This window comes from Streptomyces sp. DH10, assembly GCF_029813805.1.
Lineage (GTDB): Bacteria > Actinomycetota > Actinomycetes > Streptomycetales > Streptomycetaceae > Streptomyces > Streptomyces coeruleofuscus.
The window spans coordinates 229,855-243,335 of record NZ_JARVKU010000005.1 but is presented as its reverse complement, the minus strand read 5'-3'; the positions used below and the strand labels follow the sequence as shown (position 1 = coordinate 243,335).

Here is a 13,481-nt window from a genome sequence, read left to right as displayed (position 1 = left end):
CACGATCTTCCGGCTGGCACACTGGGATTCGTGAGCGAAGACCCGACGCCCGTGAGTGACAGCCCCTTCCGTTCCGAGCCCTCGGACCGCGACACGGCACCGCAGTTCGTGCTGCCGCTGGTCGTGCGGATCGAGCGGGCGGACCCGCCGGCGCGTACGGACGCGCTGGAGACGGCCGCGCGGGCCGTGCTGACGATCCTCGGCGACGAGCGGTCGGCCGGCGACGGCGCGTGGGCCGAGGCGATGCGGGACTGGCAGGACACCCGGATCCGCAAGGTGGTGCGACGGGCCCGCGGCGCCGAATGGCGGCGGGCGGAGGCCCTGCCCGGCATCACGGTCACCGGCAAGGCGGCCGAGGTGCGGGTCTTCCCGCCGGTCCCGCTGGACGGCTGGCCCAAGGACCTGGCCCGGCTCCAGGTCTCCGGCACCGACCTGGACGACCCGGAACCGCCGGTGGACGCGGACCCGGCCGCCCCCGTGCTGTGGCTGAACCCCGACCTCGGCATGTCGGCCGGCAAGGCGATGGCGCAGGCCGGGCACGCCGCGCAACTGGCCTGGTGGGAGCTGCCCGACGAGGAGCGGGCCGCCTGGCAGGACACGGGCTTCCCGCTCTCGGTACGCACGGCCGACCCGGCCCGCTGGCCCGGACTGACGCGCAGCGGCCTGCCGTTGGTCCGCGACGCGGGGTTCACGGAGATCGCGCCCGGCTCGTGCACGGTGGTCGCGGACCACCCGGCGCTGCGCCGGGAACCCTACGCGCCCGGCGGTCCGGCGCCCACCCGTTCGGAGTAGCCGCAGGCGCGCCGGTGGCGGGCGGATGCTCCAGTGGGGTTACCAGACAACCCCGACCCAGGAGGCAGCCATGTCCAGCGCCGCGCCCCCTCCCCCCGCCCCGCCCGCTCCCGACGACCGGACGCCCGGCGGCTCCGGCGACCCGCTGGCGGCCGGGGGCCTCGCTCTCGGCGGCACCCTGATGGTCGTCTACGGCCTGTTCGCGGTGCTCCAGGGCATCACGGCGATCGCCGACGACGAGGTGTACACGAGCTTCGGCGAGTACGTCTTCGAGTTCGATCTGACCGCGTGGGGCTGGATCCACCTGGTCGTCGGTGTGCTCGTGGTGGCGGCCGGGTTCGGCCTGTTCACCGGGGCCGCCTGGGCCCGGGTCGTGGGCGCGGTCGTGGTCGGGCTGGCGCTGATCGCGAACTTCATGTGGCTGCCGTACCAGCCGTTCTGGTCGATCATCATGATCCTGACCGGCCTGTTCGTGCTGTGGTCGCTGTTCAACTACCGCTCCACCCGCTCGGCGTAGGCGCCGCCCCCGGCCGTCCCCAGCCGCCCCGCGTCACGAGGGCGGCGGGCGCCGGTCGCGCGCGGCGACCACCGCGTGCAGCCGGCGCGACAGCGCGGTGGCCGCCGCCGTCAGGAAGACGAACGTGTACAGGATCTGAGCGACGGCCACCAGGCGGGCCTCCTGCCCGCTCGGGGTGATGTCCCCGTAGCCGACGGTCGCGAGCGTGACGACGGTGAAGTACAGCGCGTCGACGCGGGTGCTCAGCCCGGTGAACTGGCCCGGCCGCTGGGCGAGGGCGTAGTACCCCGACGAGAAGACCAGCACGGCCAGGCACATCAGCAGCGGGATCATCACGCCCGGCCGGGTGTGCGGCTTCTCCAGCACGACGTCGCGCACCTGGCGCAGCAGCAGCGCGGCCAGCAGCCCCAGGCACAACGCGAACAACGGCCAGCCCAGCCAGGGGCGGTCGGCGCCGAGCCCCTCCAGCGGGAGCAGGAAATAGGCCGTGCCGACGACCGCCACCAGTCCCCCGGCCCCGGCCCACAGCCGCCGGGTCGAGACCGGGGCCGCCTGTTCGCTGCCGTCGCTCATGCGTCCGGTCTACGACGTATCAAGAGGTGACGCGACCCTGGCGCCTCCGTCGGTGGAGCCTGCGATCCGTCGGTGGAGCCGGTGATCCGTCGGTGATCCGTCGGTGGCCGAACCTCAAATGTTCCTCTGAAGGTGTCCGTGGCGGGGTTCGGGGGCGGGCGGCTGGGCCATACCCCCCTCACGTTCGAAGGACCGGCCGTGCGGAGGAGGGGACGATGGAGCGACTGGGGACGGGCATCGGGTGGCGACCGGAGATCGCGGACGCCGTGGAGCGCATGCCGGGCATCGACTGGGTCGAGGCCGTGGCCGAGAACGTCTGCACCGGCCATCTGCCCGACTCGCTGCGGCGGTTGCGCGAGCGCGGCGTCACCGTGGTGCCGCACGGCGTCTCGCTCGGCCTCGGAGGTGCGGACCGCCCCGACGAAGGCCGTCTGACCGCGCTGGCCGAACGGGCTGAGGCACTCGGCTCGCCGCTGGTCACCGAGCACATCGCGTTCGTACGGGCCGGCGGTGCCCTGACGGCGACCCCGCACCTGGAGGCGGGCCATCTGCTGCCCGTGCCCCGGACCCGGGACGCGCTCGACGTGCTGTGCGAGAACGTGCGCATCGCGCAGGAGGCGCTGCCGGTGCCGCTGGCCGTCGAGAACATCGCCGCGCTGATCTCCTGGCCGGGCGAGGAGATGACGGAGGGCCAGTTCCTGTACGAGCTGGCCGACCGCACGGGCGTCCGGCTCCTGATCGACGTGGCCAACCTGCACACCAACCACGTCAACCGCGCCGAGGACCCGGCCAAGGCCCTCGCCGAGCTGCCCCTGGAGGCCATCGCCTACGTCCATGTCGCCGGCGGCTTCGAACGCGACGGCGTCTGGCACGACAGCCACGCCCACCCCGTCCCCCGTCCGGTCCTGGACATCCTGGCCGACCTCGCGTCCCGCGTCTCCCCTCCGGGAGTCCTCCTGGAACGCGACGAGAACTTCCCGGAACCGGCGGAGCTGGAGGCCGAGCTGGGCGCGATCCGGCGGGCCGTGGAGGCGGGGTCCGTCGAGCGGGTGAAGGCGGAGGTGCGCGCGGCGGGCCACGCGGTCGCCGCGCGGCCGACCGCCGCGCCGGGAGGCCGGAGCGAGGCGCGGTGGCCGGGGGCCGCGCCCGGAGGCGGGAGCGAGGTCCGCGCCGACGCCCCCGCGCGCGGCGACGCGGTCACGCCGAGGGCCGGCGGCACGCTGACGCCGGACGTGCCTGGCGCGGGGTCCCGGGGCGAGCAGCGCGACACGCTCGTGGCCGCCGGGACGCCGCAGGGCCACGAGACCGGGGCGGCCAGGGCGGCACGGGGCGCCACCGGCCGACCCGAACACAGGGGGGCCGACGGGGCCCGGCAACGGCTCGGGCTCGCGCAGGCCGCACTGCTGTCGGCGCTGGTCGCGGGGACGCCCGTGCCCGAGGGGTTCGACCGGGCGCGGGTCGGCGTACAGGCACGGGCCCTGGCCGCCAAGCGGGCGGATGTCGTGGCGAAGGTCGCGCCCGAACTGCCGGAGATCCTCGGGGCGGAGTACCGTACGGCCTTCCTCGGATACGCCCAGACCCAGCCGATGACCGGCGGCTACCGGCGCGACGCGCTCAGCTTCGCCGAGCACCTGCTGTCCGCCGGGCGGCCCGGGGACGCGGCGGTGCGGCGGGAGCTGCGGGAGTGGTGGCTGGAGCGGTCGGGACCCGCGCCCCGGTCCCGGCGCCCGGTCCACCGGCTGGCCCGGGCCACCCGGAAGGTGCTGCTCCGGCGCTGACCGGGGAGGTCAGCGCTTCGATACGGCCTCGTCCTTCGGTACCGCGTCACCGGCAGCCGCTTCACCACGGCCGTAGTGGTGAGTGGTGAACATGTACAGCACGCCGGTCCCGACCACCACCGCACCGCACAGCAGGACGATCCAGTTCTCGTACCACGGCTTCTCCGGGCTGCGGGCCCAGCAGATGTTGACGATGGCGAAGATGCCGTAGGCCAGCGCCCCGATGTTCACGGGAAGGCCCCAGCGGCCCAGGGTGAACTCCCCCGCCGGACGCCATCCCTTGAGCCGGGCGCGCAGCGCGGCCAGCACGACCATCTGGAACGAGCCGTAGATGCCGAGGATCGCGAACGAGACGATGTTGGTGAGGGCGTCCTCGGAGAACAGTGAGGCGAAGGCGATGAGCAGCGGCACCGCGGCGGACACGAACAGCGCGTAGCCGGGCACCGCGCGGGCGTGGGCGAATCGCCGCAGCAGCCGGTGCCCGGCGATCATCTCGTCCCGGGCGTAGGAGTAGATGAGCCGCCCGGCCGCGGCCTGGAGGCTGATCGTGCAGGACAGGAAGGAGATCAGCACCACGGCCATCACCATCCGCGCCCCGGTCTCGCCCATGGCGTCGTACAGCACGTCCACCACCGGGTCGGCCACCTCGCCCGAGATGACCGCGTCGAAGTCCGTGACCGACAGCAGCAGCGACATACAGGTGAACGTGGCCGCGGCACCGCCGATGTAGATGGTGCGGCGCATCGCGCGCGGGATGACACGGCCCGGGTGGGCGACCTCCTCGGCGGTGTCGCCGCACGCCTCGAAGCCGTAGTACTGGTAGAAGCCGATGATCGCGGCCGCGAGGAAGGCCGGCAGGTAGGAGCCGTCCCCCTCGGTGCCGTAGGTGTCGAAGATGACGCCGATGCCGTGGTGACGGTGGGTCGCCAGCAGGTAGATGCCGACGACGAGGGCGCCGATGAGCTCGCCGGCGAAACCGATGATGGCCGCCAGCGAGAGCGCCTTGGTGCCCATGTAGTTGATGAGGATGGCGACGACGATGAGCACGGCGGTGCACAGCACTGTGGTGTGCACGGTGGCGTCGAAGCCGAAGAGGATGGCGATGTAGGGGCCGGCGCCGTACGCCACGGAGGTGATGGTCACCAGCAGCGCCCACATGTACACCCAGCCGGTCATCCACGCCCAGCGCTTGCCCCACAGCCGCCGGGCCCAGGGGTAGACGCCGCCGGCGATCGGGTACTGGGCGACGATCTCGCCGAAGATCAGCGCGACGAGGAACTGACCGCAGCCGGCCAGCACGAACGCCCAGATCATCGGCGGTCCGCCGTCGACGATCGCGATGCCGAAGAGGGTGTAGGTGCTCACCACCGGGGAGAGGTAGGTGAAACCGAGCGCGAAGTTGGCCCAGGGGCCCATGTCCTTGCGGAACTCCGAGCCGGGCTCTCCCCCGGACGGGTCGGCCGCCGGTGCGGGGGGCGTCGGGCTGGTCACTTCCGGGCCTCCCGTTCCGCGGGGCCGGGCCGGTCGAGGATCAGGTCGGCGGCGCGTTCGGCGGCGAGCAGGACGGTCACCATCGGGTTGATGGTCGGCATCGTCGGGAACACCGACGCGTCGACGATCCGCACGCCCTCCACGCCCAGCAGTCTCAGCTCCGCGTCGCAGACGGCCATCGGGTCGTCCGGTGCGCCCATGCGGCAAGTGCCCGCCGGGTGGTAGACGGTGTGCGCCGCGCGGCGGCCGTACTCCGACAGGTCGGCGTCGGAGACGACGTACGGGCCGGGCGCGACCTCGCGGACGAGCCAGTCGCGCAGCGGGGCGGTGGCGGCGACCTCGCGGGCGACCTTCAGCCCCTCCACGATGGTGCGCTCGTCGTGCCCCTCGGGGTCGGTGAAGTACCGGAAGTCCAGGGCGGGATGCTCGGCGGGGTTGTTGCTGCGCAGCCACATGCGGCCGGTGGAGCGGGCGCGCGGCACGTTGGGCGTCATGCACACCCCGTACGGCGGCACGGGGTAGCCCAGGCGCTCGGTGTTGACGGTGAACGGCACTTGGTAGAAGTGGAACATCAGGTCGGGGCGCGGCTGGCCCTGGTCGCGGCGCAGGAACAGGCCGGCGTCGGAGTCCATCGCGGAGTTGGGCGGCAGCGGCCCGTCCGTCTCCCAGACGATCACGGACTCGGGGTGGTCCAGCAGGTTCTCACCCACGCCGGGCAGGTCGGCCCGGACGTCGATGCCCAGGCCGCGCAGGTCGTCGGCCGGGCCGATGCCGGAGAGCATCAGCAGGCGCGGGGTGTCGATGGCGCCCGCGCACAGGAGGAGTTCGCGTTCGGCACGCACGGTGGCGGGTTCGCCGTCGGCGCCGCGGACGGCGACGCGGGTCAGCCGGCCCGACTCGTCGGGGAGCAGCCGGTGCGCCCAGGTCTCCAGCAGGAGCGTCAGGTTGGGCCGGTCCAGCACGGGGTGGAGGTAGGCGACGGACGCGGAGGAACGCAGGTTGCCCTCCGGCTGGTAGGCCAGCGAGAAGAAGCCGGTGCCGTCGGCGAAGGGCTCGGCGTTGAAGTCGTCGACGACGGGGACGCCGAGAGCGCGGGAGGCCGCGGTGACGAAGTCCTTGGCGATGGGATTGCGGTCGGCCTCGGCCACCGGGACGATCCGGGTGAGCAGGCGGTCGCGGTAGGGGAGGATCGTCGCCGGGTCCCAGCCGGAGCAGCCCCCGCTCACCCAGTCGTCGAGGTCCTGCGGCAGCGGCAGGAAGCTGATCAGGGTGTTGTGCGAGGAGCAGCCGCCGAGGACGCGGGCCCGTGAGTGCAGGATGTGGGAGTTGCCGCGCGGCTGCTCGACGGTGGTGTAGCCGTAGTCGAACTCCGAGCCCAGCAGGTTGATCCAGTTGCGCAGGCGCAGGATGCGCTCGTCGCCGATGTCGCTGGGGCCGCCCTCGACGACGCAGACGCGGCAGTCGGGGTCCTCGCTCAGGCGGGCGGCGAGCACGCAGCCGGCGGTGCCGCCGCCGACGATGACGTAGTCGTAGGCGGACTCGGCGCCGTGCGGGGTGGTGGGGGCCATGCGGTGCCCTGCTTTCTGTGTCGTTCAGCCCTTGAACCAGCCGGAGGGGGCCGGGGCGAGGTTCTGGTAGATGTGCTTGGCCTCCTGGTACTCGCGCAGCCCGGTGGGGCCGAGTTCGCGTCCGACGCCGGAGCGGCCGAAGCCGCCCCACTCGGCCTGCGGCACGTAGGGGTGGAAGTCGTTGATCCAGACGGTGCCGTGCCGCAGCCGCTGGGCGACGCGCTGGGCACGGCTCGCGTCGGAGGTCCATACGCCGCCGGCCAGGCCGTAGCGCGTGTCGTTGGCCAGGTCCACCGCCTCGTCCTCGGTGCCGAAGCGCTCTACGGTGACGACCGGGCCGAAGACCTCCTCCTGGACGATCCGCATCGACCGGTCGCAGTCGGCGAAGATCGTCGGCAGCAGGAAGAAGCCGCGGCTCAGGGCGGGGTCGTCGGGGCGGGTGCCGCCGGTGACCAGGCGGGCGCCCTCCTCCTGGGCGACGGCGATGTAGCGCTCGACCTTCTCGCGGTGCTCTGCGGAGCTGAGCGGGCCGCTCTCGGTGCCCTCCTCCATGCCGTTGCCGAGCCGGATGGCCCGCGCGCGGCGGGCGAGGGCCTCGACGAACCGGTCGTGCAGCGAGTCCTGGACGAGCAGGCGCGAACCGGCCGAGCAGACCTGCCCGGAGTGCAGGAAGGCGGCGTCCAGCGCGTAGTCCACGGCGGCGTCGAAGCCGGCGTCCGCGAAGACGATGTTGGGGTTCTTGCCGCCCAGTTCGAGGGCGATGTTCCGCGGGCCCTCGGCGGCGCTGGCCATGATGGACCGCCCGGTGGTCAGACCGCCGGTGAAGGAGACCAGGTCGACCTCGGGGTGGCTGGTCAGGGCCGCGCCGACGGTCGCCCCGGAGCCCAGCACCAGGTTGGCGACGCCGGGCGGTGCGCCGGCCTCCTCGATGAGCCGGATCATGGCGATGGTGGTGAGCGGTGTGGTCTCGCTGGGCTTGAGGACGAAGGTGTTGCCGGCGGCCAGCGCCGGGGCGACCTTCCAGGAGGCCTGGAGCAGCGGGTAGTTCCAGGGGGCGATGAGCGCGCAGACTCCGACCGGCTGGTAGACGACGCGGCTGAGGACGTCCGGGCCGACGTCCACGACCCGGCCGCCGTCCTTGCCCGCGAGTTCGGCGTAGTAGCGGAAGGCGTTCGCCACGTCCTCCACGTCGATGCGGGCCTCGGCCAGCGTCTTGCCGGTGTCGAGGGTTTCGGTGCGGGCGATGTCCTCCTGGTCGCGCAGCAGCAGGTCGCGGACGCGCAGCAGGAGGTCGGCCCGGTGGCGGGAGGTGGTGTTCGCCCAGTCCTCCTCGTCGAAGGCGCGCCGGGCGGCGCGCACGGCGCGGTCCACGTCGGTGGCGTCGGCCTCGTCGACGGTGGTGACGACGGAGGCGTCGTAGGGGTTGACCACCTCACGCCGGCCACCGGCCGCCGCCTGTGTCCACTCGCCGTCGATGTACAGCTCGCCCACCGCGGGGCCTCCTTCGCATCCGGCCGGTGCCGATCGGCTCGACGGTCAGCAACATGGCCCATCGCGCGGGCGGCGGCCACGGGGCGCACCGCCCCGGCGGCCTCCCGGCGGTCCAGAGGACCCGGGTGGGCTAGTCACCCGGCCTCGCCCGTGCGCACGCGAGTGTGCGGGGGCTGACACCCGAGTCCTGCCTGCCTGGACGCTTACGGCAGTTGGCATAGACCCCGCAGTAACATGTCAACTCCGCACCTGAAGCCGATTGGCGTGCGGTGCCGTACCAGGAGGCACCACCATGCGACCGCGACCCCCCGTCAAGGGCCGAGGCATCGTCAGCGGCACGGGGCTCATCGTCACGTGTCTGGCGGCGACGTTCGCCGCGCTGGTCTTCTCCCTCTGGCCGTACACCGACCGGCCGGGGACGGGACCGGACGTGCTGAGCGCCCAGACCCTGCGCACGAGCTACGGCCCGTTGTCCGCGCTCGACCAGGACTTCCTCGTCAAGGTCCGGCTGGCGGGACTGTGGGAACTGCCCGCCGGGCAGCAGGCGCGGGCCAAGGGGACCACACCGGCCGTGCGGACGGCGGGCCGGCATCTCGTCGAGGGACACGGGTTCCTCGACGAACGGGTCCGCGGTGTCGCCGCACGGCTGAACCTCACCCTGCCGGACGAGCCCAGCGACCAGCAGAAGCAGTGGCTGGAAACCCTGGACGAGGCACAGGGTGCCGAGTACGACCGCCAGTTCGCCAACATCCTGCGGCTGGCGCACGGCAGGGTCTTCTCGGTCGTCGCCCAGGTCCGCGCGAGCACCCGCAACTCGCTGGTGCGCGATCTCGCCGACGACGCCAACACGACCGTCCTCGACCACATCAAGGTCCTGGAGGCCACGGGCCACGTCGACTTCGACGCCGTGGCCCGCGACCTGGCCACCGGGAACACTCCCCCGACGGCGGCCCCGGCCTCGCCCACGGCTCCGGCCCCGGCGCCGGCGCCGGACCCGGCCTTCACGCTTCCGCCGCCCACCTTCCGCCCGCCGCCGGAGCAGTGAAACGGAACGTCACGTACCGACAACACTCCGTCCGGATCGTGAACAAGGCATGGTGTTTCCGAGACCGTGTCACATACAAACAACATATGCTCTGGGTTCTTTTCCTGCTGGCGGCCTGGATCGTGGCCGGCACGGCGTGCACGCGCCTGTGCCTGGCCGCCGTACGCGCCGCGGCCGCCGACGCGAACGCCGGCCGCGTCCATGAACTCACGCTCTACGAGGCCGCGTTCCTCTCCGGCGGGCCCCGGCGGGTCGCCGACGTGACCCTCGTCGCCATGGCGCACCAGCGCCGGCTGCTCCTGGCCCACACCGGCTGGGCGACGGTCGTCGATCCACGGGGGCGCGACGAGATGGAGCGGTCGGTCATCGGGGCCATCGGCCCCGAGGGGCAGTCCCGGATAGCGCCGGTGCGGGCCACCGCCGCCACGGCGGACGCGGTGCGCGGCATCGCCGACCGGCTGGTGCGCGCGGGACTCGCCGTGCCGGACAGCGCCCGTACGACGGTCGCGGCGGCCGTCCGGCAGGTGCGCTCGGCGGCCCTCGCGGTACTCGGCCTCGGCGCGGCCGCGCTGCTGACGCCCCCTCCGCCGGACATGCCACGTCATCTGGTGGCCCTGTGGTTCGCGCTGCCGCTCGCCCTGACCCTGAGCTCCCTCGCCGTCGCCCGCATCGAGGCCCACCCGTACTCTCGCTGGGCTTCCCCGGCCGGTCAGCGACTGCTCGGCGCACTGGCCCGGAACGCGGACGGCGCCGCCGACGACCGCACGTACCTCACCTCCGTGGCCGTACGCGGTGTCCGCGCGATCGGCGAACCGGACCTGCGCGCCGCCTTCACGCACCGCTGGGCGGACATCCCCTAAAGGGTGTTGCAGAAAGCTCGGCTCCGGGCATTTTCCCTGTATGGGTGGGGTGTTGCGGGCTGAGCCGGTGTGGGTGGAGACGTTCACGGGCTTGCGTATGGACCGGTTCGCGAGGCTGGTGAAGGTGGTACGGGAACGGGGCGGGACCGGGCCCGGTGGTGGCCGGCCGTGGTGCCTGCCCCTGGCGGACCGGGTTCTGCTGGTGGCGGTGTACTACCGCACGAACCTCACGATGCGGCAGCTCGCCCCGCTGTTCGGGATCTCTTCGGCGACCGTGTGTCGGGTCATCCAGCGCCTGCGGCCATTGCTCGCGCTGGAGCCGGCGCCGCGGCCCGTCGCGGACGTCGAGCGTTTGTGGATCGTGGACGGCACCCTCATTCCCGTGCGCCATCGGCAGGTCGGCGCCTCCTCCCGCAACTACCGCTTCTCGGCGAACGTGCAGGTCATCATCGATGCTGACACCCGCCTGGTCGTCGCCTCGGCTCGGCCGGCACCCGGAAACAAAGCCGATGCCCACGTCTGGCGGGAGTCGGACCTGCCGGCCGCGGCGGCCGGGACTACGGTGATCGCGGACGGCGCCTACCTGGGCACCGGTCTGATCGTCCCGCACCGCCGACGAGCCGGACGCCCCCTCCTGCGCGGTCAGGAGGAGGACAACGCCGAACACCGCCGGGTCCGTGCCCGCGTCGAGCACACCTTCGCCCGCATGAAGAACTGGAAGATCCTCCGCGACTGCCGCCAAAGGGGCGACGGCCTCCATCACGCCGTCCAAGCCGTCGCCACCATGCACAACCTCGCCCTGGCTGGGTGAAACAGCAGGTCAAGCACAACCCCGGCCTGCCCGAACCCGACCTTCTGCAACACCCTTTAGGCACACGACTGACAGACCGAGGGCGCACAGGGGCATTGAGGCCGACACCGGCGGACGGTGCTTGCCTTCCCCAACCGCCCGACGAAACATCCCTTTTGTCGCCACCGTGCACCGAAGGGATTCGCGATGAGAGCCGCCCTCCTCTACTCGGCAGCGGGGTCCTTGCTGCTGAGCGCCCTCACCGCCGCCCCGGACCCCGACGGCTCGAGGGCGACGGCCGAGCTGCGCGGCACCGCGGTGGCCGCCGCGCGGGCGAAGGCGGCCGGCATCGACTTCGGCCCGTGCCCCGACGCGGAGGACCTTCCTGGCAGCATGCGGTGCGGCACGGTCACCGTCCCGCTGGACTACGCACAGCCCGACGGCAGGCAGATCGAGCTCGCCGTCGGCCGCGCCCGGGCCACACAGAAGGATCCGCACGACAGCAAGCGCAAGGTCCGCCGCCAGGGCGCTCTGGTCTACAACCCGGGCGGCCCGGGAGCCTCCGGCCTGTACTTCCCCCTCGTCGGCCTGCTGCCCGAGTGGAAGCGGCTCGCGGCCGCGTACGACCTGGTCGGCTACGCCCCGCGCGGGGTCGGCCGTTCCGCGCCGCTGTCCTGCAAGGACCCCAAGAAGTTCTTCAAGGGGCCCACCCAGTCACCGACGCACCCCTCCGAGTCGTACAAGAAGGAACGCAACGCGCAGGCCGAGGCGTATGCGCGCGGCTGCGCCGAGCGGGCCGGCGGCACGCTGCGGCACTACCACTCGCTGAACAACGCCCGCGACCTCGACGTGCTGCGCGCCGCGCTCGGCGAGGAGCGGCTGACCTTCATGGGCTCGTCGTACGGCACGTACTTCGGTGCCCTGTACGCGACGCTGTTCCCCGCGCACGTACGACGGATGGTGTTCGACTCGGCGGTCGACCCCGACCCGGAGCAGATCTGGTACCGCAACAACCTCGACCAGTCGGCGGCGTTCGAGGACCGCTGGAAGGACTTCCGCAAGTGGATCGCCCGGCACCACGACGTGTACGGGCTGGGCAGGACCGCACGGGAGGTGCGGCGCAGCTACGAGCGGGCGAAGGCCCGGCTGGCCGTCGAGCCGGCCGGCGGGAAGGTCGGGCCGGGGCAGTTGCAGGGGGCGTTCCTCCAGGCCGGGTACTACGACGACCAGTGGCCGCACCGGGCGCACGCGCTGTCGGCGTACCTCAAGGGCGATCCGGGGCCGCTGGTCGAGCAGGCGGCACAGCACCCGGAGGCCGCCGTCGAGGCGGAGAACTCACGCGCCGTCTATGTGGCCGTCGAGTGCAACGACGCCCCCTGGCCGACGGACTGGGAGGTGTGGGACCGGGACAACACCCGGCTCGCCCGGCTGGCGCCCTTCGAGACCTGGGACAACGTGTGGACGAACCTGCCCTGCGCCTACTGGCAGGGGCCGCGGCAGCGCCCGCTCGACGTCGGCACCGGGCCGGGCGAACTGCCGCCGACGCTGATCCTGGCCGCCGAGCGGGACGCCGCCACGCCGTACGACGGCGCCCTCGAACTCCACCGCCGCCTCGCGGGCTCCGTACTGGTGACGGAGCGCGACGCGGGCACGCACGGCCTGGCGGGCGGGCCGAACGCCTGCGTCAACGGCCACATGGAGGCGTATCTGCTGGAGGGCCGGCTGCCGGGACGGGGCGCGGACTGCGCCGCGCGCCCGGAACCGAAGCCGAAGCCGCAGCCGCGTTCGGCGGCCCCGGAGCAGCCCGGGGCCGGACGACCGCTCCGCTGATCAGGCCAGACCCGCGACGAGCTCCGCGATGTCCTTGCGGCGGCCCGTGAAGAACGGGACCTCCTCGCGGACGTGCCGGCGGGCCTCCGAGGCGCGCAGGTGACGCATGAGGTCGACGATGCGGTACAGCTCGTCGGCCTCGAAGGCGAGGATCCACTCGTAGTCGCCGAGGGAGAACGAGGCGACCGTGTTGGCGCGCACGTCCGGGAAGCCGCGGGCCATCTTGCCGTGGTCGGCGAGCATGCGGCGGCGGTCCTCGTCGGGCAGCAGGTACCAGTCGTAGGAGCGCACGAAGGGGTAGACGCTCACGTAGTCGCGGGGCGTCTCGTCGGCGAGGAACGCCGGGATGTGCGAGCGGTTGAACTCGGCGGGGCGGTGCAGCGCCATGTTCGACCACACCGGCTCCAGGGCGCGGCCCAGCTTGGTGCGGCGGAAGAGGTTGTACGCCTCCTGGAGCGCGTCGCTGGTCTCCGCGTGCCACCAGATCATGAGGTCGGCGTCGGCGCGCAGTCCCGAGACGTCGTACGTGCCGCGGATGGTCACGTCCTTGGCGGAGAGCTGATCGAACAGCTCCTGGACCTCGTCGGCGTACCCGGCGCGGTCCTCGGGGAGGACGTCCTTCAGCTTGAAGACGGACCAGAGCGTGTAGCGGATGACCTCGTTGAGGTCCTTGGCCAGCTTGCCCTTGTTCGCGATGCGGTCGGGCGTGGCGCTGGAGGCCGTGGTGGAGGCGTCGTCACTCATGC

Annotated in this window: 12 protein-coding genes; 7 read left to right on the top strand and 5 right to left on the bottom strand. The window is 72.7% G+C overall.

Annotation, left to right across the window (positions count from 1 at the left end):
• Positions 1-30 precede the first annotated feature (30 nt).
• Positions 31-792: an aminoacyl-tRNA hydrolase gene (locus tag QC385_RS12855; protein ID WP_279541427.1), complete on the top strand. Its 762-nt coding sequence runs from the start codon at positions 31-33 to the stop codon at positions 790-792.
• 70 nt (positions 793-862) lie between these two features.
• Positions 863-1,309: a DUF7144 family membrane protein gene (locus QC385_RS12850; protein WP_279541426.1), complete on the top strand. Its 447-nt coding sequence runs from the start codon at positions 863-865 to the stop codon at positions 1,307-1,309.
• A 33-nt stretch (positions 1,310-1,342) separates the two neighbouring features.
• Here QC385_RS12850 and QC385_RS12845 read toward each other — a convergent pair whose 3' ends face one another.
• Positions 1,343-1,882 (bottom strand): potassium channel family protein, encoded by a 540-nt coding sequence (locus tag QC385_RS12845; protein ID WP_279541425.1) that lies wholly within the window; start codon positions 1,880-1,882, stop codon positions 1,343-1,345.
• 215 nt (positions 1,883-2,097) lie between these two features.
• Between QC385_RS12845 and QC385_RS12840 the strand changes: the two genes are divergently transcribed.
• Positions 2,098-3,660 carry a DUF692 domain-containing protein gene (locus QC385_RS12840; protein ID WP_279541424.1) on the top strand — a complete coding sequence of 521 codons (1,563 nt, stop codon included), beginning with the start codon at positions 2,098-2,100 and terminating at the stop codon, positions 3,658-3,660.
• 9 nt (positions 3,661-3,669) lie between these two features.
• Here QC385_RS12840 and QC385_RS12835 read toward each other — a convergent pair whose 3' ends face one another.
• From QC385_RS12835 to QC385_RS12825, 3 genes are read right to left on the bottom strand one after another with little or no spacing between them, the layout of a single operon-like run.
• Positions 3,670-5,151, bottom strand: coding sequence for an APC family permease (locus QC385_RS12835; RefSeq protein WP_279541423.1), 1,482 nt, complete (start codon positions 5,149-5,151; stop codon positions 3,670-3,672).
• Complete coding sequence (locus tag QC385_RS12830; protein WP_279541422.1) at positions 5,148-6,719, bottom strand: GMC family oxidoreductase; 1,572 nt, start codon at positions 6,717-6,719, stop codon at positions 5,148-5,150. Before QC385_RS12830 ends, QC385_RS12835 begins: the two co-directional genes overlap by 4 nt.
• Before the next feature lie 24 nt (positions 6,720-6,743).
• Positions 6,744-8,210 (bottom strand): aldehyde dehydrogenase family protein, encoded by a 1,467-nt coding sequence (locus QC385_RS12825; RefSeq protein ID WP_279541421.1) that lies wholly within the window; start codon positions 8,208-8,210, stop codon positions 6,744-6,746.
• Positions 8,211-8,502: 292 nt separating this feature from the next.
• On the opposite strand from QC385_RS12825, the gene QC385_RS12820 reads away from it, so the two are divergent.
• The 4 genes from QC385_RS12820 to QC385_RS12805 all read left to right on the top strand — a co-directional run bounded on the left by QC385_RS12820 (position 8,503) and on the right by QC385_RS12805 (position 12,735).
• Positions 8,503-9,255 (top strand): DUF4142 domain-containing protein, encoded by a 753-nt coding sequence (locus QC385_RS12820; RefSeq protein ID WP_279541420.1) that lies wholly within the window; start codon positions 8,503-8,505, stop codon positions 9,253-9,255.
• Between the two features lie 86 nt (positions 9,256-9,341).
• Entirely contained in the window at positions 9,342-10,115 is a 774-nt protein-coding gene (locus QC385_RS12815) for a TIGR04222 domain-containing membrane protein (protein ID WP_279541419.1), read from the top strand.
• 40 nt (positions 10,116-10,155) lie between these two features.
• A complete protein-coding gene (locus tag QC385_RS12810) occupies positions 10,156-10,926 on the top strand; it encodes a transposase (protein ID WP_279541418.1) in 771 nt (256 codons plus the stop codon).
• Positions 10,927-11,112: 186 nt separating this feature from the next.
• Complete coding sequence (locus QC385_RS12805) at positions 11,113-12,735, top strand: alpha/beta hydrolase (RefSeq protein ID WP_279541417.1); 1,623 nt, start codon at positions 11,113-11,115, stop codon at positions 12,733-12,735.
• On the opposite strand, the gene hemQ is transcribed toward QC385_RS12805, so the two are convergent.
• Positions 12,736-13,479 (bottom strand): hydrogen peroxide-dependent heme synthase, encoded by a 744-nt coding sequence (gene hemQ / locus QC385_RS12800; RefSeq protein WP_279541416.1) that lies wholly within the window; start codon positions 13,477-13,479, stop codon positions 12,736-12,738.
• Positions 13,480-13,481: the final 2 nt, after the last annotated feature.

Coding starts and splice junctions, on each gene's coding strand:
- QC385_RS12820 (WP_279541420.1), top strand. CDS start 8,503: ATGCGACCGCGACCCCCCGTCAAGGGCCGAGGCATCGTCAGCGGCACG.
- QC385_RS12840 (WP_279541424.1), top strand. CDS start 2,098: ATGGAGCGACTGGGGACGGGCATCGGGTGGCGACCGGAGATCGCGGAC.
- QC385_RS12815 (WP_279541419.1), top strand. CDS start 9,342: ATGCTCTGGGTTCTTTTCCTGCTGGCGGCCTGGATCGTGGCCGGCACG.
- QC385_RS12830 (WP_279541422.1), bottom strand. CDS start 6,719: ATGGCCCCCACCACCCCGCACGGCGCCGAGTCCGCCTACGACTACGTC.
- QC385_RS12850 (WP_279541426.1), top strand. CDS start 863: ATGTCCAGCGCCGCGCCCCCTCCCCCCGCCCCGCCCGCTCCCGACGAC.
- QC385_RS12810 (WP_279541418.1), top strand. CDS start 10,156: ATGGGTGGGGTGTTGCGGGCTGAGCCGGTGTGGGTGGAGACGTTCACG.
- hemQ (WP_279541416.1), bottom strand. CDS start 13,479: ATGAGTGACGACGCCTCCACCACGGCCTCCAGCGCCACGCCCGACCGC.
- QC385_RS12805 (WP_279541417.1), top strand. CDS start 11,113: ATGAGAGCCGCCCTCCTCTACTCGGCAGCGGGGTCCTTGCTGCTGAGC.
- QC385_RS12845 (WP_279541425.1), bottom strand. CDS start 1,882: ATGAGCGACGGCAGCGAACAGGCGGCCCCGGTCTCGACCCGGCGGCTG.